The 24,058-nt window shown below is 36.8% G+C and carries 26 protein-coding genes and 1 tRNA gene; 13 read left to right on the top strand and 14 right to left on the bottom strand.

All coding sequences use genetic code 11. The features are described from left to right. The first annotated feature begins 27 nt into the window (after positions 1-27). On the top strand, positions 28-801 hold the full coding sequence (gene cdaA / locus GFO_RS02050; RefSeq protein WP_011708350.1) for a diadenylate cyclase CdaA: 774 nt from the start codon (positions 28-30) through the stop codon (positions 799-801). Positions 802-1,090: 289 nt separating this feature from the next. Here the strand turns inward: cdaA and GFO_RS02045 are convergent, their stop codons facing one another. The 3 genes from GFO_RS02045 to truA form a co-directional block, all read right to left on the bottom strand. Continuing rightward, positions 1,091-2,533: a spondin domain-containing protein gene (locus GFO_RS02045; protein WP_148264642.1), complete on the bottom strand. Its 1,443-nt coding sequence runs from the start codon at positions 2,531-2,533 to the stop codon at positions 1,091-1,093. 287 nt (positions 2,534-2,820) lie between these two features. Then, positions 2,821-4,587, bottom strand: coding sequence for an ABC transporter ATP-binding protein (locus GFO_RS02040; RefSeq protein WP_011708348.1), 1,767 nt, complete (start codon positions 4,585-4,587; stop codon positions 2,821-2,823). Continuing rightward, positions 4,588-5,334 (bottom strand): tRNA pseudouridine(38-40) synthase TruA, encoded by a 747-nt coding sequence (gene truA / locus GFO_RS02035; RefSeq protein WP_041249974.1) that lies wholly within the window; start codon positions 5,332-5,334, stop codon positions 4,588-4,590. A gap of 109 nt (positions 5,335-5,443) precedes the next feature. Between truA and GFO_RS02030 the strand changes: the two genes are divergently transcribed. Continuing rightward, complete coding sequence (locus tag GFO_RS02030) at positions 5,444-5,932, top strand: metallophosphoesterase family protein (RefSeq protein WP_011708346.1); 489 nt, start codon at positions 5,444-5,446, stop codon at positions 5,930-5,932. Between the two features lie 62 nt (positions 5,933-5,994). On the opposite strand, the gene GFO_RS02025 is transcribed toward GFO_RS02030, so the two are convergent. Beyond that, on the bottom strand, positions 5,995-6,405 hold the full coding sequence (locus GFO_RS02025) for a DUF4293 domain-containing protein (protein ID WP_011708345.1): 411 nt from the start codon (positions 6,403-6,405) through the stop codon (positions 5,995-5,997). 189 nt (positions 6,406-6,594) lie between these two features. Between GFO_RS02025 and rho the strand changes: the two genes are divergently transcribed. Both rho and GFO_RS02015 read left to right on the top strand, forming a co-directional pair. Beyond that, positions 6,595-8,268: a transcription termination factor Rho gene (gene rho, locus GFO_RS02020; RefSeq protein ID WP_011708344.1), complete on the top strand. Its 1,674-nt coding sequence runs from the start codon at positions 6,595-6,597 to the stop codon at positions 8,266-8,268. A gap of 179 nt (positions 8,269-8,447) precedes the next feature. Next, positions 8,448-8,630, top strand: a complete 183-nt coding sequence (locus GFO_RS02015; protein WP_041249973.1) for a hypothetical protein — start codon at positions 8,448-8,450, stop codon at positions 8,628-8,630. Positions 8,631-8,675: 45 nt separating this feature from the next. On the opposite strand, the gene GFO_RS02010 is transcribed toward GFO_RS02015, so the two are convergent. Continuing rightward, a tRNA-Gly gene (locus GFO_RS02010) sits at positions 8,676-8,748 on the bottom strand. A gap of 47 nt (positions 8,749-8,795) precedes the next feature. Continuing rightward, complete coding sequence (locus GFO_RS02005) at positions 8,796-9,248, bottom strand: GNAT family N-acetyltransferase (RefSeq protein WP_148264581.1); 453 nt, start codon at positions 9,246-9,248, stop codon at positions 8,796-8,798. A 47-nt stretch (positions 9,249-9,295) separates the two neighbouring features. On the opposite strand from GFO_RS02005, the gene GFO_RS02000 reads away from it, so the two are divergent. From GFO_RS02000 to GFO_RS01990, 3 genes are read left to right on the top strand one after another with little or no spacing between them, the layout of a single operon-like run. Beyond that, positions 9,296-9,847 (top strand): ClpP family protease, encoded by a 552-nt coding sequence (locus tag GFO_RS02000; RefSeq protein ID WP_041250211.1) that lies wholly within the window; start codon positions 9,296-9,298, stop codon positions 9,845-9,847. A 2-nt stretch (positions 9,848-9,849) separates the two neighbouring features. Continuing rightward, positions 9,850-10,134 carry a GNAT family N-acetyltransferase gene (locus GFO_RS01995; RefSeq protein ID WP_011708340.1) on the top strand — a complete coding sequence of 95 codons (285 nt, stop codon included), beginning with the start codon at positions 9,850-9,852 and terminating at the stop codon, positions 10,132-10,134. A 30-nt stretch (positions 10,135-10,164) separates the two neighbouring features. Next, positions 10,165-11,796, top strand: coding sequence for a L,D-transpeptidase family protein (locus GFO_RS01990; protein ID WP_011708339.1), 1,632 nt, complete (start codon positions 10,165-10,167; stop codon positions 11,794-11,796). On the opposite strand, the gene GFO_RS01985 is transcribed toward GFO_RS01990, so the two are convergent. Continuing rightward, on the bottom strand, positions 11,797-12,534 hold the full coding sequence (locus tag GFO_RS01985; protein WP_011708338.1) for a murein L,D-transpeptidase catalytic domain family protein: 738 nt from the start codon (positions 12,532-12,534) through the stop codon (positions 11,797-11,799). It abuts the gene before it with no gap. Positions 12,535-13,036: 502 nt separating this feature from the next. Between GFO_RS01985 and gpmI the strand changes: the two genes are divergently transcribed. From gpmI to GFO_RS01955, 6 genes are read left to right on the top strand one after another with little or no spacing between them, the layout of a single operon-like run. Continuing rightward, complete coding sequence (gene gpmI, locus GFO_RS01980; protein ID WP_041249971.1) at positions 13,037-14,554, top strand: 2,3-bisphosphoglycerate-independent phosphoglycerate mutase; 1,518 nt, start codon at positions 13,037-13,039, stop codon at positions 14,552-14,554. Between the two features lie 5 nt (positions 14,555-14,559). Beyond that, on the top strand, positions 14,560-15,117 hold the full coding sequence (locus GFO_RS01975) for a TlpA family protein disulfide reductase (protein WP_011708336.1): 558 nt from the start codon (positions 14,560-14,562) through the stop codon (positions 15,115-15,117). A 52-nt stretch (positions 15,118-15,169) separates the two neighbouring features. Next, positions 15,170-15,574, top strand: coding sequence for a BT0820 family HAD-type phosphatase (locus tag GFO_RS01970; RefSeq protein WP_011708335.1), 405 nt, complete (start codon positions 15,170-15,172; stop codon positions 15,572-15,574). Between the two features lie 8 nt (positions 15,575-15,582). Next, the gene (map, locus tag GFO_RS01965; RefSeq protein ID WP_011708334.1) at positions 15,583-16,398 is read left to right on the top strand and encodes a type I methionyl aminopeptidase; all 816 of its coding nucleotides are present in this window, start codon (positions 15,583-15,585) and stop codon (positions 16,396-16,398) included. Beyond that, complete coding sequence (locus GFO_RS01960) at positions 16,391-16,954, top strand: HNH endonuclease (RefSeq protein ID WP_011708333.1); 564 nt, start codon at positions 16,391-16,393, stop codon at positions 16,952-16,954. The genes map and GFO_RS01960 overlap by 8 nt, the downstream gene beginning before the upstream one ends. 3 nt (positions 16,955-16,957) lie before the next feature. Then, positions 16,958-17,722: a class I SAM-dependent methyltransferase gene (locus GFO_RS01955; protein ID WP_011708332.1), complete on the top strand. Its 765-nt coding sequence runs from the start codon at positions 16,958-16,960 to the stop codon at positions 17,720-17,722. Here the strand turns inward: GFO_RS01955 and GFO_RS01950 are convergent, their stop codons facing one another. From GFO_RS01950 to GFO_RS01920, 7 genes are all read right to left on the bottom strand, one after another. Beyond that, positions 17,723-18,736 (bottom strand): FAD:protein FMN transferase, encoded by a 1,014-nt coding sequence (locus GFO_RS01950; protein ID WP_041250210.1) that lies wholly within the window; start codon positions 18,734-18,736, stop codon positions 17,723-17,725. A gap of 180 nt (positions 18,737-18,916) precedes the next feature. Then, positions 18,917-19,273: a hypothetical protein gene (locus tag GFO_RS01945; protein WP_011708330.1), complete on the bottom strand. Its 357-nt coding sequence runs from the start codon at positions 19,271-19,273 to the stop codon at positions 18,917-18,919. A gap of 162 nt (positions 19,274-19,435) precedes the next feature. Further along, the gene (nqrF, locus tag GFO_RS01940; RefSeq protein ID WP_011708328.1) at positions 19,436-20,722 is read right to left on the bottom strand and encodes an NADH:ubiquinone reductase (Na(+)-transporting) subunit F; all 1,287 of its coding nucleotides are present in this window, start codon (positions 20,720-20,722) and stop codon (positions 19,436-19,438) included. A gap of 15 nt (positions 20,723-20,737) precedes the next feature. Continuing rightward, on the bottom strand, positions 20,738-21,352 hold the full coding sequence (gene nqrE, locus GFO_RS01935; RefSeq protein WP_011708327.1) for an NADH:ubiquinone reductase (Na(+)-transporting) subunit E: 615 nt from the start codon (positions 21,350-21,352) through the stop codon (positions 20,738-20,740). A 25-nt stretch (positions 21,353-21,377) separates the two neighbouring features. Continuing rightward, positions 21,378-22,124 carry an NADH:ubiquinone reductase (Na(+)-transporting) subunit D gene (locus GFO_RS01930; protein ID WP_011708326.1) on the bottom strand — a complete coding sequence of 249 codons (747 nt, stop codon included), beginning with the start codon at positions 22,122-22,124 and terminating at the stop codon, positions 21,378-21,380. A gap of 2 nt (positions 22,125-22,126) precedes the next feature. Continuing rightward, positions 22,127-22,870, bottom strand: coding sequence for a Na(+)-translocating NADH-quinone reductase subunit C (locus GFO_RS01925; protein ID WP_011708325.1), 744 nt, complete (start codon positions 22,868-22,870; stop codon positions 22,127-22,129). A gap of 2 nt (positions 22,871-22,872) precedes the next feature. Continuing rightward, positions 22,873-24,051, bottom strand: coding sequence for an NADH:ubiquinone reductase (Na(+)-transporting) subunit B (locus tag GFO_RS01920; RefSeq protein ID WP_011708324.1), 1,179 nt, complete (start codon positions 24,049-24,051; stop codon positions 22,873-22,875). Positions 24,052-24,058 lie beyond the last annotated feature (7 nt).

Genomic DNA, 24,058 nt, shown 5'->3' with positions numbered 1-24,058 from the left:
TCTATTTTTACATAAAATCCCCGCAATTTGGACATCATAGATCTTCGAATTCTCGATATCCTGGATATTGTTTTTGTAGCCCTTCTGCTCTACTACGTGTATAAACTTGTACGTGGAACTGCCGCTGTGAACATCTTTATTGGTATTGTAGTAATTTACCTCGTTTGGCTATTAACACAATTATTACAAATGGAGCTGCTAAGCAGCGTGCTTGGTGAATTTGTGGGCGTTGGTGTTTTCGCGCTAATTGTTGTTTTTCAGCAGGAAATTAGAAAATTCCTTCTAATGATAGGTTCTACAAATTTTACCCAGAAGGGCAGATTTTTCAGAAGTTTTAAATTTAGCAGGGATGATTTTGATTCAAAGATCGACGTAGATGCGATCATAGATGCCTGTGAAACCATGGGTAAAACCTATACCGGTGCTTTGATAGTAATTCAAAAAAATAATAAACTGGATTTTGTAAAGAATACGGGCGATAAAATGAAGATTGAGTTGAATCAACCAATCCTCGAATCAGTTTTTTTTAAAAATAGCCCGTTACATGATGGCGCGATGGTAATTGAAGAAAATAAGATTACCGCAACCAGGGTAATTTTACCCGTTTCAAACGATAGATCCATTCCGCTAAGATTCGGATTAAGACACCGCGCCGCAGTAGGAATCACTGAAAAAACCGATGCTTTGGCCCTGGTAGTAAGTGAAGAAACGGGACAAACTTCTTATATTAAAGATGGACAGTTTGTAATGTTTGAAACAATGGAGGAACTGAAAGATAGAATTAAGGAAGATCTTAGTTAAGACTTATAAATAAATTTATTCAAGATTAGTAGATAGTTTCATATTCAATTGTTTTTTTGATCTATGGAAGTCGAAACCTAAATGTATTTGACCAATAGTTCTCGACTGCGCTCAACCTGACAAAAGACTTGTTCTTACAACCTTCGTAAACAGTTTTATAACTTTAAAATTTTATGCACTTAGGTGCTGACGTCTGAAATTTATTTCAATTTTCACTTAAAAAAATAGCTCCAAAAGAATTTAAAAATCCTTCTGAAGCCGTTTTTTTCCTCCGTCAAGAATAATTTAATTAATTAGTTCCAATACTTGAACTTTGAATATTTATTCGAATTATTTCCTGAGCAGGTTGAACATTATTTTGATTGGCGGGGTCAACCAGTCTTACATTAGAATTAGAATCATCTGGTCCAGAATTTAAAGATGGCTGCCTAATTACCTGAAATAATCCTGCACCTGGATACTCATCTATTTCTGTTCCTACATCATAAAGAAATACTTGCGAGGTCTTATCTCCACTTATAGCAGTTCCATTTTCAAATAGCGCAATTCCTTCAGGCTTAAAAGCATAAAACCAATCATTACTCTGAATGAACATTGTAGCCAGTGACAAATTTTGTCCTTCAGAAGCAGTAAATGTAAATTGGTAACTATTTCCAGGAGTGATTGGTCCTGGGCTGGACGCACCTACAGGCGTATTAAAAGCTGCCGCCATAGTCACACCGTCCTTGCTATTTAAGGCGGAAACAAGCGTCATTGGTGTTCCGTCTTCAGCAATTCCTTCGAGACCCTCTGCAAAATCTGGTTCATTTATTTGATAAAGTGGCCGGGTACCCTGATCATGTAAAGCCCAGGCACCTGGAGACAAAGGAACTATTAAGCCTGTTGCTGCTTCAGTATCCTGAGCTAAGGCCATAGGAAAGCCATCTTCAGCAATATCTTCAACACCCTCAGCACTCGCTGCAAGCCCTGCATTAGCAGCAGCTTCACCTTCTACGAAAAATGGAGCAGCCATAGTATGTACCGCATAAACACCCGGTGATACTGGAACAGCAGCAGTAGTTCCATCGCCCAGCGCCGGAGTTGGAATCGTAGTAGAAGTCGATACGTTTTCTATCCTCACTCTAAATTTAGCATCAGCTGTATTTTCTATGGTTACTTTAATAACCTCATTTGCATCCGGAATAAAGTTTCCTGCTGCATCTTCGTTCGCAGTAATTTGGGTAACCACCCCATCTTCGTCCTCTCCCTGGTCTTCGGCATCGGCTTCCTGTTGAGGCTTTTGGTTTGGACCCCCGGTTATTTCATTTACTTCAGTTCCAGAATCCCAAATTAAAACCTGATCTGTTACATCTTCAGGGCCATTGGCTCCAATTGGTTCATTATCGTCACCATACAGGGAAATTCCTTCTTCATTAGGGGCGAAAAATAAATCATTAGATTGAACAAACATGGTCACAAATGAAAGCCTAGTACCTCCATCGTTTGGCAAAACTACCGGCCCGGCATCAATTTCAAATTCATAGGCATCGCCAGGAAATAATGGTGCTGGCTCATCGGCACTAACAGGAGTATTAAATACACCACTTTGAAATATAGGCTTTGGCTGAACCACATTTTCTATGGTAACCGTAAATTCCGCCATATTTTCATTTCCTTGAATATTATCGTCGTCATCTGAACATGCCGTAAAAATTAAGAACATGCTTAAAATTGGATACAGAAAATTTTTCATCATAATTGATTTAGATTAATAATTAGTCTAACTTTTTCCGAATGTCTTTAGTCGAAACAAAAATCAATCATTTCAATAATTGGCAAAATATTAAACATATCCACATCAATTAATTACAAAAAATGAATAATATGTATGTTTTAAAAGTAAACACTATTTATTAGTGAATTTTAAATCAGAAGTTTAGACAGAATTATTTACCCCCCATATTCCTTGCCTTTTTTTAAGCTATATGAGATAAATTCCAGCGTATAACAGAACATGAATTTTTGAAGCGTAGATGTGATTTAAAGCGCTTCCTCTTCCTTAAACTGCACTTCGTACAACTTCCTGTAGTAACCATCTGTTTTTTGAAGTAATTCTTTATGGTTACCAATTTCAACAATCTTACCTTCATCCATTACAATGATCTTATCTGCTTTTTTAATCGTGGCAAGACGGTGAGCAATCACGATAGACGTTCTACCTTCAGTAATCTTATCTGTAGCATCTTGAATAAGCTGTTCACTATAGGAATCTACGGAAGAGGTTGCTTCATCCAGAACAAGAATACTAGGATTACTAACATAAGCCCTTAAGAAGGAAATTAATTGGCGCTGACCAGAAGATAGCATGGCGCCCCTTTCCTTTACATTATAAGAATATCCTCCTGGAAGTGAGGTGATAAATTCATGTATCCCGATTTGTTTTGCAGCATTAATGACATCTTCATCTGAGATATCAGGATTATCAAGATTAATATTATTCATAACGGTATCTGCGAACAGGAAAACGTTCTGTAACACTACCGCTATTTGAGCTCTTAAAGATTTAAGCTTAATGTCTTTAATATCGGTATTATCTACTAAGATAGTACCACTATCAATTTCATAGAATCGGCTAAGCAGATTAATGATGGTTGATTTCCCAGCACCGGTAGCTCCAACAATGGCTACGGTTTCTCCAGGATTTACTTTAAAGGAAATTCCTTTTAAAACTTCTTCATCGTCCACATAGCTAAAACGAACATCTTTAAACTGGATATCTCCGTTAAAATTATCAATTTCAAGAGTTCCATTATCTTCAATATTTGCTTCGGTATCAATAATATCGAAAACACGATTGGCTGCAACCATTCCCATTTGCAGGGTATTGAATTTATCTGCGATTTGCCTCAGAGGCCTGAATAACATTTGAGACAGTTCAATAAAAGCTATAATAATACCTAATGACATATCATCACCGGCTACTACTCTTAAACCACCAAACCATACGATCAAACCAATAGTTATGGAAGTAGACATTTCAGCAATAGGAAAAAATATGGAGTTATACCATACCGTTTTCACCCATGCATTTCGGTGTTTATCGTTTATCTCTTTAAAATTGGCATATTCCGTCTTCTCTCTGGTAAAAAGCTGAACGATCTTCATCCCGGTAATACGCTCCTGAACAAAAGTATTTAAATTGGCTACCTGGGTTCTAACCTCTTCAAAAGCCAGTTTCATTTTCTTCTGAAATACACGTGTGGCATATATAATGAACGGAAGAATTGTTAGCACCAGCAAAGTTAATTCCCAGCTTTTATAAAACATTACTCCTACAACCACAAACATTTTAAGGAGATCACTTATGATCATAAACAATCCCTGACTAAAGATACTGGCAATAGTTTCAATATCACTCACCGCTCTGGTCACCAATCTACCCACAGCAGATTTATCGTAATACTTCATTCTAAAGCCAAGCATATGCTTAAAGAGCTTCACACGAATATCACGAACAACCTCCTGCCCCAGCCAGTTGGCATAATATATAAAACAGAACTGAAATAGGACCTCCAAAACCAGGACGCCCATCATTAGACTTACATAATAAATAAGGCTGTCAAAATCTGAAGGAATTAAAGCTTCATCTACAGTTTCCTGCAAAAGGATAGGCCTTAGAACTGCAAATAACGACATCAGAATTGCGGCGACTCCTACGAAATAAAATATTCGCTTATAGGGATTTGTATAACTAAGCAAACGCTTAAACAAATCCATATCGAACGCATTTCCAGTTTTTGATGCCATCTATTCTATTCTGATATTTTCAGGATACTTGATCCTTGTTAAGTATAATCCATGTGCTGGTACCGATGCTCCAGCCTTTCCCCTGTCTTCACTTTTTATAACCTCATGCATATAAGAAACAGGATGTTTATTTTGACCAATTTCAATAAGAGTTCCTACTACTGCACGAACCATATTTCTTAAAAATCTATCGGCAGTAATATGAAAAACCATTAAATTCCCCTCCATTCTCCATTCAGCTTCGTCAATTCTGCAATTATAGGTTCGTACGTCTGTTTTACTTTTAGAGAAACATTTGAAATTAGTGTACCCTCTCAAAGTAGCCGCCGCCATATTCATCTTCTCAATTTTAACTTCATGTTTCAGAAACCACGCTGATTCCCTATTAAAAGGATCTTTTTCCTGAATTAAATGATACTCATAGCTTCTGGACGTGGCGTCAAAACGTGCATGCACATTTTTGTTTACCGGAAATATATCTGAAATCGCAATATCTTTTGGAAGCATGGAATTCAACTTATACTTTAAAAGCTCTAAATCTAAAACCCTATCAACATCAAAATGAGCAAACATCTGCTTAGCGTGAACACCTGCATCTGTTCTTCCTGCTCCAACAATCTCTATAGTTGAACGTAATACCTTACTCAGATTTTTTTCAATAACCTCCTGAACACTAATAGAGTTCGGTTGAATTTGCCAACCATGATAGGCTTTTCCAAAATATGAGAGTTCTATAAAATACCTCAAGCTCCGCTTTATTTTTATATTAGCGAAATGCAAAGATAAGGCAATTATAGCAAGGAAAAAGTCTTTGCCGCACCATCCTTTGTTAAACGAATTTTAAAAATATCGAAATTTGAAAAAAATCCTTCTTCTTAGTGACACCCATTCACATATGGATAAACGCATTCTTCATTATGCTGAACAGGCTGATGAAATTTGGCATGCGGGAGATATTGGAAATCTTGAAGTTATTGATAAACTAGAGGCCATAAAACCACTCAAGGCTGTTTACGGCAATATTGATAATGCTGAAATTCGAAAAGAATTCCCATTAAACAATAGATTTATGTGTGAAGAAGTTGATGTATGGATCACTCATATTGGCGGATATCCCGGAAGGTATTCCCCTCCCATCAAGGATATCATTAAAAAAAATCCTCCGAAAATATTTATTTCGGGACATTCTCATATTTTAAAAGTGATGAATGATAAAAACCTGAATTTGCTTCATATGAATCCCGGTGCTGCCGGCAAACAAGGATTTCATCAAAAGAGAACTATGCTTAGATTTAAAATTAATGGGCAGGAGATTAGTGATCTTGAAGTTATTGAACTGGAATAATCAAAAAACCCGAAGCTTTCACTTCGGGTTTTTCACGCACTAATACTACTAAGATTATAGGCTTATCGTAATCGGTCAACAGATTTTACGAGATCTTCGTCCTTTTTGATGGCCTTATTGGCCAAAACAATAAAAACGATAGAAATAATAGGAAGAAACATCCCAATACCCTTCTCAGAAATATCTACTTCTCCAGGTAAAGTTAGAGACCAATAAACAAACACTCCTAGTAAAAAAAGGTTCAATATTATATTTAGACGCCCCAGCACAAACTGGAGTTTTCTATTTTTAAACATAAAGATACTTACCAAAGAAATCGCCGCAGAGCCTAAAAACATTCCAAAAGCAATTAGTTGCTCCTGGGCATGTACTTCTTCACCTGCTGAATTTATCCAGAGTGGAAATACGAAGATAAGACCTGCTGCCGTTATAATTGCTAAAAGTAAGTAAACTGTTTGTATTCTTTGAAGCATATTTATCGCAATTGCGGCACAAAAATAAAAGATTCTTTTTAGAATTGCTGCTTAAAAATTTAAAATAAAGTTGTATTATTGCAGGAACATTTCGTAACCCATTCAAATTTGGTTACTTAAGTCTCCAAAATTTTATTCTTCCACGAGGAGTTTTTAAAAACAATCCAAAAATATTATTTAAACGCATTCATGTTTGAAATTTCAGAATTAAAGGCTAAAAAGCTTCCTGAACTTAAGGAAATAGCTCAAACGCTTAACGTTCCAAAGTATAAGACTTTGAAAAAACTAGATTTGGTGTATCAGATTCTGGATTACCAGGCATCCAATCCTACGAAAGTAAAAGAAGTTATCACCGATAAGAAAGAGGAACCGCCCAAGGAAAAACCTAAAAGACCAGCAAAGGTTGGTAGTGAGAAGAAACCACCAAGGCAATCTTCCAACACTAGCACAAAACCTACTCAAGCTAAACCTTCAGGTAAAGATTCATCTTCTCATCCTTCTCAAAAAGATGATAAAAAGAATACTGCTCCAGATAAAAGCAGTAGAGACAGGAATCAAAACACTAAAAAAGATAGTCGCGGCAGAAACGATAACCGAAAGGAAAGTCGCAATGACAATCGCAACGAAAATCGTAGTGACAATCGCAACGATAACAGAAATGATAATCGTAACGATAACCGCAACGATCATAAAAAAAATAACGGGAATCGCGATAACAGAAACCGTTACCGCGAACCAGATTATGAATTTGATGCGATCATAGAAAGTGAAGGAGTACTGGATATTATGCAGGACAACTACGGTTTCCTAAGGTCTTCAGACTATAACTACCTTACTTCTCCAGATGACATTTATGTATCACAATCACAGATCAGGCTTTTTGGCCTTAAGACAGGTGATACGGTTCAGGGACAAATTAGACCACCTAAAGAAGGTGAGAAATATTTTCCTCTTATTAAGATAAATAAAATTAACGGACTTGATCCGCAGGTTGTAAGAGATCGTGTTTCTTTTGAACACCTTACACCGCTTTTCCCTAAGGATAAATTTAACCTTGCTGAAAAGCAAAGTTCAATTTCTACCAGGGTTATGGATCTTTTCGCTCCTATCGGAAAAGGGCAACGTGGAATGATCGTTTCTCAGCCGAAGACAGGTAAGACGATGTTACTTAAAGATATCGCCAATGCTATTGCAGCGAATCATCCTGAAGTTTATCAAATTGTACTGCTTATCGATGAGAGACCTGAAGAGGTTACCGATATGCAACGTAACGTAAAAGGTGAAGTAGTGGCTTCAACTTTTGATAAAGAAGCTCATGAGCACGTGAGAGTTGCGAATATCGTACTCGAAAAAGCCAAGCGATTGGTAGAATGTGGTCACGATGTGGTAATTCTTCTCGATTCTATTACAAGACTTGCAAGAGCTTATAACACCGTTCAGCCAGCCAGTGGTAAAGTATTAAGTGGTGGTGTAGATGCTAATGCTCTTCACAAACCTAAAAGATTCTTTGGTGCTGCCCGTAATATTGAGAACGGAGGTTCGTTATCTATTATAGCTACCGCACTTACTGAAACCGGTTCTAAGATGGATGAAGTGATCTTTGAAGAATTCAAAGGAACAGGGAACATGGAACTTCAGTTAGATAGAAGAATTTCTAACCGAAGAATATTCCCGGCAATTGATCTTGTTTCTTCAAGTACACGTAGAGATGATCTTTTACTTGATGATACCACGATTCAACGTATGTGGGTATTAAGAAAATATCTTGCAGATATGAATCCTATTGAAGCAATGGAATTCATTAATGATAAAATTAGGAATACTAGAAATAACGAAGAGTTTTTAATCTCCATGAATGGTTAAAAACACTGTAAATCCTACTTAATGAAGCCGGAAGTTCAATCTTCCGGCTTTTTATTTTTCTGAAATTAGGTTGAAAATAATATAAGCTGCTTTAGCTGCTAACCGATAACTTGCTCCATTTTGAGCGAGGCGAAAACCTTTCAATCAAAGAAATTTCTCAGTCGCTTCACTTCTCCGAAATGACAAATAAAAAATTGAGTAGTCATCCTGAACTTGTTTCAGGATCTAAAATTCAAACGAAAAAAAACCCAACATTTAAGGCTTTTAGAGCGGGAGACCGAATTCCCTTCTACGAAGTTTATAATGAACGAGGCCGAAATGATCAGGACAGGCTTCTCTCCCTTTATCCATTCTCCCAGTAAAATTCAGAAACAAAAAAAAGCTCCATCTTTTGATGAAGCTTTTAGAGCGGGAGACCGGGTTCGAACCGGCGACATTCAGCTTGGAAGGCTGACGCTCTACCAACTGAGCTACTCCCGCTTGCTTCTGCAAATATAATCTGAATCTTTTCCAAAATCCAAAAAATATCACAGCTTTTTTAAAAAATGATATCCTCTAATAATATATCCAAGATTCATATAAAACTTATGGGATCCAAAATTCTCTACATAGCTATTTAACTCCATAGTTTCACAATCTTTCGATTCAGCATATTGATGAATAAATGCCATGAGCGATCTTCCTAATCCCTTCCCCTGGTATTGTTCTTCAATATAAACATGATCTACTTCGCAAGATCTGCCGGCATAATGCCTGGTCATAAACCATAAGCCAAACACGCCAATCATTTTATCATCTCTATAAATCCCAAAACATTCATAATTTTGATCAAACATTTCCAGCAATCGCTCTTTTAGCAATTCCTCATGCGGTGGTTGTTCATGCAGTTTTTTCAGGTACGGTAAAACCAGTGCAAAATCTTCTTTTAAAATCTTGTTAAATGCCAGTTCCATGGTTCTGTTTTCTGCTAAAATAGTCATATTTTTAGCTACACTTAGAATAAAACAAACAAGCATAAATGGATTTAATGAAAAATAAAACCGGAAAGATTCAGGATTTAATCGATAATAAATTATTAGAGAAACGAAAGATCTACATGTGGGGCGAAGTAAGCGACAAGACCGCCAAATATGTAATTGACAGACTTGAATACCTTGATCTTGAAGGAGATGGTGAAATTCAGCTTTTTATTAATAGTCCGGGTGGATATGTTACTGATGGGTTTGCTATCTATGACACTATTATGAGCCTGGAATCTCCTGTTTCTACAATATGTACGGGACTGGCAGCATCTATGGGTTCTATACTTCTTTCCGCAGGAAAAAAAGGAAGAAGGTTTATCCAGCCACATGCTAAGGTTATGATCCACCAACCTAGTGGTGGAGCCAGAGGACAGGCTTCAAATATTGAAATCGCCGCAAATGAGATCTTAAAAACCAAACATTTAAGTGCTGAGATAATTGCTGAAAACTGTGGCCAGAGTGTTGATAAAGTACTAAAAGATTTTAATCGTGATTACTGGATGGATGCGGAAGAATCTATGGAATATGGAATTGTAGACGGTATTTTTAAAAAATAGTTATGGAGATAAAACACAAAGAAAGCGATAACCGCGGGATGTTCTATATTGAAAATGAGAAAGGTTTGATTGCTGAACTTACTTATAATAAGAATGAGAACGGTGTTCTAACGATAGATCATACCGAAGTGAAGCGTGAAATGGAAAACCAGGGAATTGGATCTCGTTTAATCAAGGAAAGTGTTGAATTTGCAAGGAAACACGATTTAAAAATTGATCCACTTTGCCCATTTGCTGAAGTCCAATTTGACCAGCATAAATCTTATGAAGATGTTCGAGCCTCCTAAGGCTTGAACACCTTCAACCAAATTTTCTTTATGCAACGCCCCATATTTATATTTGCCATTATTGGCCTGCTTCTTCTTTCCGCATGTAAAAACAATAAGGAAGAACCGGGTATAGAAGAGCGCAATGAAGTTGAAGAAATAACTTTTCTTACTGAAGCAGATAGGATTGAAGATTTTCTGGAAGATTTTGATACCGGAACAACGGAACTTTACAATGCAACTAAAGTATCTGATTTTTATAAAAAAAACGATTTTCAACCAATTTGGTCTAAGCGCGAATTGAGAGAAGATCTTTTTAGAAATATAGAAAATATTGAAGACGAAGGATTATTCTTTGAAGACTATCATGGGGAAAGACTTCAAAAATTACTAAGCTCTTTAGACACCAATGCTGAAGTAGATAATGACTTACTTGAATTACTTCTTACAGACTCTTACTTAAGACTTGCAAAAGATCTCGCCACGGGTAAATTAGACCCAACCAAAATTCATGAAATCTGGGGCACGCCGCTAAATACAATTGATGCTGAAAAGGTCCTGGAAAAGGCAATTTCAGAAGGAAATATTCATAAGAGTTTAGATTCTTTAAAACCAGACCATCTTGTATATCACCAATTAAAATCAGCTTTAAATAAGTTCAAGAAGAACGGGATTGAAGAAGGCCCAACTACAAAAATAAGTACCGGAAAGCTTATAAGACCGGGAGACAACAGCGACAGAATGCCTTCTATCGCCAAAAGACTTTCTGAGCTTGGGTATTTTAATGGAATTAGTGATTCTACAAACACGATCTACAATGAAGACATACAGAAGGCGGTAAAAGAATTTCAACTTGATCATGATCTTCAGGAAGATGCTCTTCTTGGCAGCACCACAATTTCAAATTTAAATTTAACCAGAAGAGATCGGTATCACCAGATTTTAGTGAACCTTGAAAGATGGAGGTGGTATCCAAAAAATTTAGGTAAACACTATATCATAGTAAATATTCCAGATTATGAATTAAGTGTTATAAAAGAGGAAGATACCATAAGAACTCACAAAATTATGGTGGGAACGGAGGTTAGAAAAACTCCTATCTTTTCAGATGAGATTGGCTATATTATATACAATCCCACCTGGACCATTCCTCCTACTATCAAAAAGAACGACGTGATCCCGGGAGCAAAAAAAGATATCGGGTATTTTCAGAAAAAGAATATTAAAATTTACGACAGCGAAGGGACTGACGTAGACCCGGCAAGTGTAGATTGGAATTCTTCTAAAGCCAGGGGATACACATATAGACAACCTGCCGGCCCAACGAATCCTCTAGGAATTGTAAAGATCATTTATCCTAATGAGTATCTTATTTATTTGCATGACACGCCCTCCAGAAGCTTGTTCGAGAAGAACGCCAGAGCCCAAAGTTCTGGTTGCGTTCGCGTCCAGGATGCTCTTGGCCTTGCAAAATATCTTTTAAGCGATCAGGATAGCTATGATGATGAAAAGATCGAAGAAATTCTGAAATCAGGAAAAACAACTCAAATTACTGTAAAGCAAAAAGTAAAAGTGCATCATTTCTATTGGACCGTCTATCAAAAAAAAGATGCCATCAAATTTATTGATGATATCTATAATTTGGATCAGAAAACCTGGGACTTATTAAAGCCCGAAGCCTGATTATACGTTTAGAAATTCTGAATTCTGTATATAACTTTCATCACTTTTATGGATATAAACTACCGACTTTCCTTTAATTTTATGGATAAGCTCTTTGGCGATCTTATTGGGAACAGCAGGACAGCCATAACTTCTGCCTAGTCTGCCAATTCTTTTAATAAAATCTGGTTCGGCATAATCTGCCCCGTGAATTACAACATAACGTTCACGAGCTTTGGAGTTAAAACCTTTTTCCATTCCATCAATAAACAGGGATAGTCCGTTTTTACCGTAATAAGTTTCACCCGTCACATAAAATCCCAGAGAACTCTGGTGGGAATTTACTTTATTAGAAAAGTTTTTAGCAAACTCTGCACCCGTGTTTTTACCGTGCGCTACATAGGTATTAAAAACAACCTCTTGAGTATCCATATTAAGAATCCACATTCGTTTCTTTTTCGAAGAAAGATTAAAATCAATTACCGTTAATAAAGGATTTGAAACTTTACCAGATTCATCTAATTTATTATAACCGCTAATAGCTTTTTCGAATACTGAAAGGTTCGGCATTGTAGAATTCTTCACCGAAAAAGTTTCATAAAGATCAGCGATCTTTTCTTTCAATGATTTTTTTACTTCAATTTCATTAGATAGTTCCGGGGCTACTTTAGACTCTTTAGAGTTGTTGATTTCAGTTGTACTGCTAAAAGCAAAAGAGAAAATTAATACTCCAACAACCGTAAGAATTCTGTACTTCATATAATATCTTTTTCTAATTTTTGTTAACGAAAACCAAAATCCCTGCCAACATACGAAAATTCAGAAGGAATTTTAAAAAAACCTAAACTTTAACAATTTAATCCTTACTGTAATCAAAATGAAGTATTTAAGCTTCGTCTCACTTGGTTTCATATAACGATTAGAACCATTGATTATTATATTTTTAGATAATTAAAATGTTAATTTTTTAATTATTTTTATCAGGGCAATTAAAGAGATTATGTTAAATTCTTTCACAGAGCCGGCCATCGCTAACTTCACACTTATATGAAATCAATAACATCAGGCATATAGATTGTTAATCAATTCACCTATTTCGCCATTTCAGAACCTCGGATATCTAATTTAACTAAATAGAAATATTGACGCTTTTGGTGAAATTGATTGATCCATATCGTTAGTTTTAATAAAACATTATAATGGGTATTTCCGGCATTACATTTAAATGTTTTTATCTTTAACCCCCAAACTATTTTAGTAGATGAATAAGAAGGTTCTTTTAATGATATTAGATGGGTGGGGAATTACTCAAAACGAGGAAGTTTCAGCTATTGCCAAGGCAAAAACACCATTTATTGATTCTCTATATGGCAAATTTCCGCATGCGACACTCAGGACAGATGGGATGAATGTTGGCCTTCCCGAAGGTCAAATGGGAAATAGTGAAGTTGGTCACATGAATCTTGGAGCCGGACGTATTGTTTACCAGGATCTGGTTAAAATAAATATGGCGGTTGAAAAAAATACTCTTATTGATGAACCGGTTTTAGAGGAAGCATTTAATTATGCTATCAAAAATGAAAAACCTATTCACTTCATGGGCCTTTTAAGTGATGGTGGAGTTCATTCACATATAAACCATCTTAAAGGGTTATTATCTGCTGCTGAAAAATTAGGAGTCAAAGATAAATATGTTCACGCCTTTACAGATGGCCGTGATGTAGATCCACATTCAGGAAAAGGTTTTGTTGAAGAACTTATTCCGCATCTCGAGAAAACAAATTCAAAACTAGCTTCTGTTATTGGCAGGTACTACGCCATGGATCGTGATAAACGGTGGGAACGCGTAAAACAAGCCTATGATCTCATTGTGAATGGAGAGGGAAATGAAACTACAGATGCTGTTTCTGCCATTCAGAATAGCTATGATAATGATATTAGCGATGAATTTATCAAACCGATTGTATTAACAGACAATCACGGGAATCCTGTTGCTAAACTAAGTGAGAAAGATGTTGTAATCTATTTCAATTTTAGAACCGATAGAGGAAGACAACTTACCCAAGCTCTTTCTCAGGATGATTTCCCGGAATATGATATGAAAAAACTTCCGTTGTATTACGTTACTATGACGAAGTATGATGACAGGTTTAAAAATGTAAATGTCATCTTTCAAAAATCTAACATCAAAGCTACCCTGGGGGAAGTACTTGAGTATGAAGGGAAAAAGCAAATTCGGATTGCTGAAACTGAAAAATACCCTCATGTAACATTTTTCTTTTCCGGAGGTCGTGAAGAACCTTTTGCCGGAGAAAAAAGGATTATGTGTAATTCTCCAAAAGTAGCAACTTACGATCTCCAGCCGGAGATGAGTGCTTTTGAACTAAAAGAAAAGATTGTTCCGGAAATTGAGAAAGAATCTGCAGATTTTATTTGTCTCAATTTTGCCAACCCGGACATGGTTGGACATACAGGAGATTTTGATGCCGCAGTTAAAGCCTGCGAAACAGTTGATACCTGCGCTAAAGAAGTAGCCGAAGCAGCCTTTGAAAAAGATTATTCAATAGTAATTATTGCCGATCACGGGAATAGTGAAGTAATGAAAAACCCCGATGGCAGTCCAAATACTGCCCATACAACCAATCCAGTTCCATTAATTTTGATGGATAAAGAAGTAAAAGCAATAAAAGATGGTAAGTTAGGCAATATTGCTCCGACTATTTTAAAACTCATGGGAATTACCCAACCAGATTTAATGACAGAAGACCCGTTAATTTAATTTTTATGAACAAACTTTTAATTTTACTCGCAGTGATCACGATAAGTTGTGGTAACACTGTAAATAAATCTACCAAGGAATCAAATACAGAAGATCAAACGTCAAAAACCGATATTCAGAAAGATATGTTACTAGGCGAATTCTATAAAGAGGATCTTATGAAAAAGCCTTTTTCAACCTGGTTTGAATCAAAATATGAAGAATTTACTCCCGATGCGGAATCAATGGAAACTATAAGTGAGAACATTGGTGATTACCAAATAAAGCTCCTTATGGGTACCTGGTGTGGTGATAGCAAAAGGGAAGTTCCCAAAATGCTAAAAATTCTTGATAAGGCAGGTTATAACTATAAGAATTTAGAGATGGTCGCTGTGGATTACGATAAAACAACTCCTTCAAAAATTGAAGAAGAATTGGATGTTCATCATGTACCTACCATCATTTTTTATAAGAATGGAAAAGAAGTTAACAGGTTTGTAGAATATGCCCAGGAAGAAAGTATTGAAGAAGATATTGCTAAAATCGTAAGCAAACAGGAGTACAAAAATTCTTACGCAGACTAAGTTAAAGCGCTGATTAATACTCAAATTAGAAAATATTAACTAATTTCGCATTATGCCCAATTCTCTTAGCATAGCAGTTGATTTCGACGGGACTATTGTAGAGAACAGATTCCCGGAAATTGGAAAACCTATACTTTTTGCCTTCGAATCTCTTCGGAAATTACAGGAGGAAGGTCACCGTCTTATCCTATGGACATACCGTAGTGGTAGAAGACTGGATGAAGCTGTAGATTTTTGTGAAAAGAATGGTCTTAAGTTCTATGCAATAAATAAAAGTTATCCTGAAGAGGATTACGATGAGACAATTAGCAGAAAAATCCTTGCAGATATTTTTATTGATGACCGTAATATCGGAGGATTAAAAGGTTGGGGAGAAGTTTTTCAAATGTTAAGCACAGAAAAGACCGGGACAGAAAAAAATAAAAAAAAGAGATCCGGTTTATTCGGGAGATTTTAATAAAGAATATGATTATACCAAAATCCAGAGAAGAGATAGAATTGATGCGCGAGAGTGCACTTATTGTGTCAAAGACCTTAGGTATGCTTGCGCCTGAAATTAAACCAGGAGTAACTACACTACAGCTGGATAAATTAGCAGAAGAGTTTATTAGGGACCACGGTGCAGTGCCAGGATTTCTTGGCTTATATGATTTCCCTAATTCACTCTGTATGAGTCCAAATGCCCAGGTAGTGCATGGAATACCCAATGACACTCCGCTTAAAGATGGCGATATTATCTCTATTGATTGTGGAGCGATTAAAAATGGATTCTATGGCGATCATGCCTATACTTTTGAAGTAGGAGAGGTTTCTCCTGAGGTAAAAAAACTACTTGAAGTAACTAAAGAATCCCTCTATGTGGGTATAAGTGAATTTAAAGCTGGAAACCGAGTTGGTGATGTTGGCTATGCAATTCAAAAATACACCGAAGATCATGGATATGGTGTGGTAAGAGAACTTGTGGGACATGGTTTAGGAAAAACCATGCACGAAGATCCGGAAATGCCAAACTATGGTAAACGAGGAAGGGGAAAGAAATTTGTTGAAGGTATGGTAGTAGCGATAGAACCTATGATCAACCTTGGAACTAAAAGAATCAAACAATTACCCGACGGCTGGACAATACTAACCGCTGATAATAAACCTAGTGCTCATTTTGAGCATGATGTTGCGCTTATAGACGGCAAACCCGAGTTGCTATCTACGTTTAAATACATTTATGAATCATTAAATATTAAAACCAAAGAAGAAGACAAATTTAGAGCAAAAGTTTATGATTAAAAGTTACAGACAGGAAATCTGGAAAACCCTACATAAAGATTCCTGGGAAGACCGCTTTAACTATGAAGTCTCAAATTTCGGAAGAATGATCAGTTATCTGAAAAATCCCGATGGAGATCTAATGAAAGGCGGAAAAGTAGGTGGATATTTAAACTTCGCGGTAAAATTGAAGAATGGAAAACACAAGACGTATTACATTCATCGCATTATTGCTGAAATGTTTTTAGAGAAAAAAGAAGGTGATCAGTACGTGATCCACAAGAATTTTGTGAAGAACGATAATCGCGTTTCTAATTTGGCCTGGGCCACCAAAGACGAATGGGTCCAACATCAATACAACAGTCCTAAAGTAAAGGAGAACAAGAAAAACAGGAAACTAAGAAAAGTTACCTCTTATTCAAAACTCACCTATGCCCAGGCTGTGATCCTAAAGAAAAAACTCTTAGATCCCGACAGAAAGACTCGAATTAGAGTGCTTGCAAAGCAATTTGGAGTTTCCGAAATGCAACTGTATCGCATTAAATCGGGTGAAAACTGGGGAGATATAGAAGTATAGAGAATGAGTAATCTTTTTAAACTGGCCTTGAATAAAATTCCCAGGCCTGTTCTTATTAGAATCAGTTACCTGGTAAGGCCGTTTTTAAAGATTTATTTAAAAGGCTCTATATATACCGATCCTATTGATGGGAGCGGATTTAGGAAATTTTTACCTTACGGCTACGAAAATCAACGGGAAAATGTGCTTTCCCCCTCTACCCTCTCATTAGAGAGACATAGACTCCTATGGCTTTATCTGAAAAATGAAACAGACTTTTTCAAGAAGAGATTGAAGGTTTTGCATTTTGCACCTGAACAGGCATTTTACAAGCGTTTTAGAAGGCTATCTAATTTAGATTATACGACCACAGATCTTAATTCTCCATTGGCTGATGTAAAAGCTGATATTTGTGATCTTCCGTTTGAAAATAAAAGCTTTGATTTTATTTTATGCAATCACGTTTTGGAGCATATCCCTAACGACAAGAAAGCAATGGAAGAATTATATCGTATTCTAAAACCTGGTGGAACCGCGATTTTACAGATTCCGCAGGAAATGGATAGAGCTCAAACTTTTCAGGATGATTCTATTATAGATCCCAAAGAACGTGCTAAAATCTTTGGTCAGTATGACCATGTTCGGGTTTATGGAAGGGATTACTTCGATAAATTACGTGCCGTTGGTTTTAAAGTGGAAGAAGCAGATTATACTTCAAAATTAAGCGAGGCTGAAATTGACAAATATCGTCTCGCCAAAGGGGAGATTATACCAGTATGCTATAAGTAATTATTCCAGAATAAGCTTTTGAAAACCGGAAGTATTAAAAACCTTTATTTGACCTTCTTTAGAAGAATAAAGAATATACGCCTCTACCCCATCCAGGTCTTTAAGCAACTTCCTGGTTTTATCAAACCCAAGTGCCATAAAAGCTGTTGCGTATCCATCTGCTAACATACAATTCTCAGCAATCACCGAGGCACTAAGCAAATTGCTTCTTTCAGCTTTTCCCGTTATTGGATTAATAGTATGTACAAATTTCTGCCCTGTCAAAGAATCGGTTCGATACTTTCTATAATTCCCGGAAGTCGCCATGGCAGCATTAGATAAAGTTACTTTAGCCTGAAAATTATCAGGTTTTCGTGTACCGCTTATATTATCAATCCCTACCACCCAGTCTGAATCACTCTTGAGGTTCTTTCCCGATGCCCTGAGTTCACCCCCAAGTTCGATAAGGTAATTTTCAACATTATTAGCTTCCAGATATTCTGCGATCACATCTATCGTATAGCCTTTGGCGATTGCATTAAAATCAAGATAAATAGCAGGATTATCTTTTAGAACCCTACCATCCTCATTTAACCTGATTTTATTGAAGCCCACTAAATTTCGTAGTGAATCCAATTTTATACTATCTATCTGCTTAACCGGCTTCTCAGGGCCAAATCCATATGCATTAACAAGAACTCCTACCGTAGGATCAAAGAAGCCGTTACTCTCCCTAAATATCTTATCTGAAGCATTAAATACCTTTACAAAGTGTTTATCTACTTTTACAGTAGAATCACCCCTATTGATTCGGGAAATATCAGATTTTGTAATATAAGTACTCATGGAAGAATTAATAGTATCCAAAATACTATCCAGCGATTTTTCAAAATCAATCTCCCGATCTGAAGTATACTTGACCATATAAGTTGTCCCTAAAGCTTCACCGGTGTAAATATGGCTTTCAACTTCAGATTTAGAATTACATGAAACGAGTACTAAAACTGATAGCAATAAAAATGTTATTCTTTTCATCTGTATAAAATGGTCGATTTTAATTAGCGGCATTCAGAATATTATCAGACCTCACAGGTTTTCGAAACCTGTGAGGTTTATTGGCGTAATTATAAACCTAAATTCATTACTGTAAAAAATATCCTAAAAAAGTTTTGATTAATCACAGGTTCACAAAATATTTATTCTGCATATAGACATTTAAAATTCTTTCCAACCAGAATAATTAACTACATAATCCTCATCACTCGTAATTGGCTTATCATAATCGCTTGAATTTGCCAGCCCAACACCGGCATAGAAAGTAAGTGCATTAAACTTTTCTGCATGTTCCTTAATATCTTTCATAAAGGCAGGATCAAAAGTATTGGGGTCATCTGGATATATAATAGCCCTTACGATCACAAAATGAAGTTTTGTCTCCTTTAGCGCGACAAATTGAGGGTTTCGTTTTAACTTACTATTCACACCCAGAAATTCGTATCCGTTATCTTCAAGATCCTTTCCAACGATATTCATCGCGAGATTGTGTAGTTCCTGTTCATCTAATTTCGGCATACGTTAAATATAAAGATTTGCTGATTGAAAATAAGTTTTCATGTGGCTAAACTTGTTTCAGCTTCTCAAATTAAAGCTCATAGAGATCCTGAAATATTAAGTGCTTTTAGAAGCCAAAATAACCAAATACAAAAAAATCCCGCCGAAGCGGGATTGTAATTTTTAACCTCCAAAGTCATCAAATCTAATATTCTCTGGTGGCATTCCGAAGTCCTCACCCATTTTTTGAACGGCTTTGTTCATCAATGGCGGTCCACAGAAATATAGTTCAATTTCTTCCGGCTCTTCATGATGTGATAAATAGTTATCTATCACTACCTGGTGAATAAATCCTACAAACCCATCCCCTTCATCATCCAGATTGGATTTTACTTTCCAGTTATCTTCTTCCGCTGGTTCAGAAAGTGCCAGGTAGAATTTAAAATTAGGGAAATCTCTTTCTAAAGCTCTAAAGTGTTCAGAATAGAACAATTCACGCTTAGATCTACCACCATACCAATATGTTACTTTTCTACCGGTCTTCAAGGTTCTGAACAGATGATACAGGTGAGATCTCATTGGTGCCATTCCGGCTCCACCACCTACATATAGCATTTCAGATTCACTTTCATTGATAAAGAATTCACCATAAGGTCCTGAAATAATCACTTTATCTCCTTTTTTCAAACTGAAAATATAAGAAGAAGCAACACCAGGATTTACATCCATCCATCCATCTTTTGCACGATCAAATGGTGGAGTCGCTATACGTACATTCAACATGATCTCACGTCCTTCAGCAGGATAAGAAGCCATAGAGTATGCTCTTTCCACAGTTTCCGGATTCTTCATTACTAGTGGCCATAATTTAAATTTATCCCACTCGGCTTGAAATTTATCTGGAGTTTCATGCTCTTCAGGGTGAGCAGTTATATCAAAGTCTTCAAATTTCACTTCCGTTTTAGGAATTTCAATTTGAATATATCCACCGGCCTTGTAATCCATTACTTCAGGAATCTCAACAACAAATTCCTTGATAAACGAAGCAACATTATAATTTCTAACTACCGTAGCATCCCATTTTTTAATTCCGAAGACTTCTTCAGGAATGGTGATTTTCATATCCTGCTTCACCTTTACCTGGCAACCAAGTCTCCAACCGTCTGCAATCTCTTTTCTGGTAAAGTGAGGCTCTTCAGTAGGTAGAATAGCTCCACCTCCATCTTGCACGATACACTTACACTGGATACAGGTTCCACCTCCACCACAGGCTGAAGGAAGGAAAAGTTTATTATCACCCAGAGTTGAAAGTAAGGTTCCACCAGAACCTACCTCGATATCTTTTTCATTATTAACATTGATAGTTACAGGACCTGACGGGGCCAGTTTTGCCTTCGCTCCTAATAGGATGGAAACCAACAATAAAATCAATATTAAGAATACTACTACACTTGCTATTATAACTGTCATAATCTTTCTTTTCGATTATAATTTAATTCCCATAAAACTCATAAAACCCAATGCCATTAACCCGGTAATGATAAATGTAATTCCCAGACCTTTTAAAGGCGCAGGAACGTTTGAGTAGGCAATTTTCTCTCTAATTGCGGCAATGGCAAGAATTGCCAGAAACCATCCAATTCCACTTCCCAGACCATACGTTACAGCCTCAGACATTCCGCTGAAATCCTTTTGCTGCATAAAAAGTGATCCTCCAAGGATCGCACAGTTTACCGCAATAAGAGGTAAGAATATACCAAGTGCCCCGTAAAGTGCCGGAGCGAACTTTTCAACGATCATCTCTACAAGTTGCACCATGGAAGCAATTACTGCAATAAACATGATAAAACTTAAGAAACTTAGATCTACATCTTTATAACTCTCCCCAAGCCAAACCAGGGCTCCAGGTTTTAATAAATAATTGTCCAGTAAAAAGTTAATTGGTACAGTAACAAGCAATACGAATATTACTGCAGCACCTAAACCAACAGCTGTTTTTACAGTTTTTGATACCGCCAGGTAGGAACACATTCCTAGGAAATAGGCGAAGATCATATTTTCAATGAAAATACTTCTTACAAATAGGTTAACTAATTCCATTTTTTAATTTTTTTTGGTTCAGCTATTAGTTTGCTTCAATTAGTTTACGGTTTCTTGCTCTTTGCACCCAGATAATCAAACCTACCACAATAAGCGCCATCGGAGACAATAACATAAGTCCGTTATTCTCATACCCCAGTGAATATAGTCCTGTAGATTCTGCCAACGTGGCTCCCTGATGACCAAGCACTTCAAATCCGAATAATTTCCCAGATCCTAATAGTTCTCTAAAAAAAGCTACAACAATAAGGATTAGCCCATATCCTGCAGCATTCCCAATTCCATCAAGAAAAGACTTATAAACTCCGTTACCCAAAGCGAAAGCTTCCAGACGCCCCATTACAATACAGTTTGTAATAATAAGACCAATGAAAACCGAAAGCTGCTTACTTACATCGTAAGCGTAAGCTTTCAATATCTGGTCTACCAGAATAACAAGAGATGCAACCACTACCAGCTGAACGATAATTCTAATTCTACTTGGAATTAGATTACGCAACATAGAAATGATCATGTTACTAAATGCCATTACCGCCATTACCGCAATAGCCATAACTACTGCAGGCTCTAATTGTACAGTAATTGCCAGTGCAGAACAAATACCAAGTACCTGTACCGTAATGGGGTTGTTATCATCTAAAGGATCTGATAATAATTTTCTATTCCCTTTGGAAAGAAAATGCTCTTTTTCTTCAGAATCTGAAAGAAAAAGGATCATTTCCTGTTTCTTCTCTTCCTCTTTAGCAGAGTTGTATTTTTTCTCTTTAGCCATAATTATTTTATTGCTACTTTAATATCCTTTTGCTTCTCGAAATAAGGTAAATAACGCTTTAACCTTTCTGAGATCATATCTGAAACTCCGTCACCGGTAATTGTCGCTCCTGAAATGGCATCAACTTTATTATCATCCTTATCGGAAGCATCAATGTTTCCTTTCACCACCGATACACCTACAAGATTACCGCTTCCATCAAAGATCTTTTCTTCCTCAAAAGCTTCTTTAAACCATTGTTTTGTAATTTCAGCACCAAGTCCTGGTGTTTCCCCAAGGTGGTCAAAAGTCGCTCCTTTAATTGTATTAATATCGTCCTCGATAGAAATGTATCCAAAGATAGCATTCCAAAGTCCGCTACCCCTTAATGGAACTATATAATATTTCTTTCCTTCCACTTCAGCAATATATAATGGATACGCCTGCTCATTCACATCTTTTTTCAGCTCTTTCGCAAGATCTACTTCAAAGGCATTTACAGATTCATCAACCTCTCCATTTTGATCGAGGGCCAATTCTTCAATAATATACTGGTCGTATAATTTCTGCGCACCAGGCCTGTCGGTTTCAATGCCCACAGTAGCAAGAATATTCTGCATTTTCTCCTGTCGCACATTCTCACGCTGCGTAGGTTGTAATGAAGTAGCAGTAAAAGCAAGTACTGACGCTACAACCACTACTAGAATCACGGCGAACATAAAAGTATAGCCGTTGCTGTTTGTTTTATTTACTGATTTTTCTTCCATAACTATGCTGTTTCTACCTGAGGATTAGCATTCTTAAGTCTTTTCTTTCTTCTGTTCACATTAGCCTGAACCACGTAGTGATCTATAGTTGGTGCGAATACATTCATTAAAAGAATTCCTAACATCACACCTTCAGGATATGCCGGGTTAAATACACGAATCATTACAGAGAGGAATCCAATAAGGAATCCATAGATCCATTTACCTTTCATGGTTTGAGCCGCCGAGACAGGATCTGTTGCCATAAAGACAATTCCAAATGCCAGTCCGCCAACAATTAAATGTAAGTACCATGGGAAGTTTGTTAAGGCATTTCCTTCAAGTCCCATGGACGGAAGCGCATTAAATATAAGACCCATAAGCGCAGCACCTATAAAAGCACTCAATATAATTCTCCAGCTTCCTACCTTAGTAAGCACAAGAATTAAAGCTCCGGCAAGGATACATATTACTGAAGTTTCAGCAATTGATCCCGGAATTACTCCTGAGAACATATTCATTGCAGAGTATGAAACTTCTGATCCTGAAGCCAGACTACCTAGAATAGTTTCTCCGGAAACAGCATCAACTTCAGATGCATTACTTACCCATACTGAGTTACCAGACATATAGGTAGGATATGCAAAAAATGCAAATGCCCTGGCGGTAAGCGCAGGATTCAGAATATTCATTCCGGTACCTCCAAATGCTTCTTTCCCAACAAGAACTGCAAATACTACAGATAAACCAACCATCCAAAGTGGGATATCTATAGGCATGATCATAGGGATAAGCAATCCTGTTACCAGGTAACCTTCATTCACTTCGTGACCTCTGAAAATTGCAAAGGCAAATTCAATACCTAAACCTACCCCGTAAGATACGGCGATCATTGGTAAGATCTTTAGAGCTCCGTGACCAATAGCTTCCCAAAAAGTAAAAGCTTCACCTAACTGGGTATAATATTGGTAACCACCATTCCACATTCCGAAGATAAGCGCCGGAACGAGGGCAAGAACCACTGTAATCATGGTTCTCTTAAGGTCTACCGCATCACGAATGTGCGCTCCTTTTTGTGTTGTATGATTAGGAGTAAAAAGGAAAGTATCCAGCGCGTTAACTGCGGGAGCATACTTTTCTAATTTTTGTCCTTTACTAAAAGGCTCCTTGATTTTATCTAATCGTTGTCTAATCCATTCCATAGTTCTT

This window comes from Christiangramia forsetii KT0803, from assembly GCF_000060345.1.
GTDB classification, from domain to species: Bacteria; Bacteroidota; Bacteroidia; order Flavobacteriales; family Flavobacteriaceae; genus Christiangramia; species Christiangramia forsetii.
Note: the sequence above shows the minus strand (reverse complement) of the source record. Positions and strands in the feature narration are given on the sequence as shown.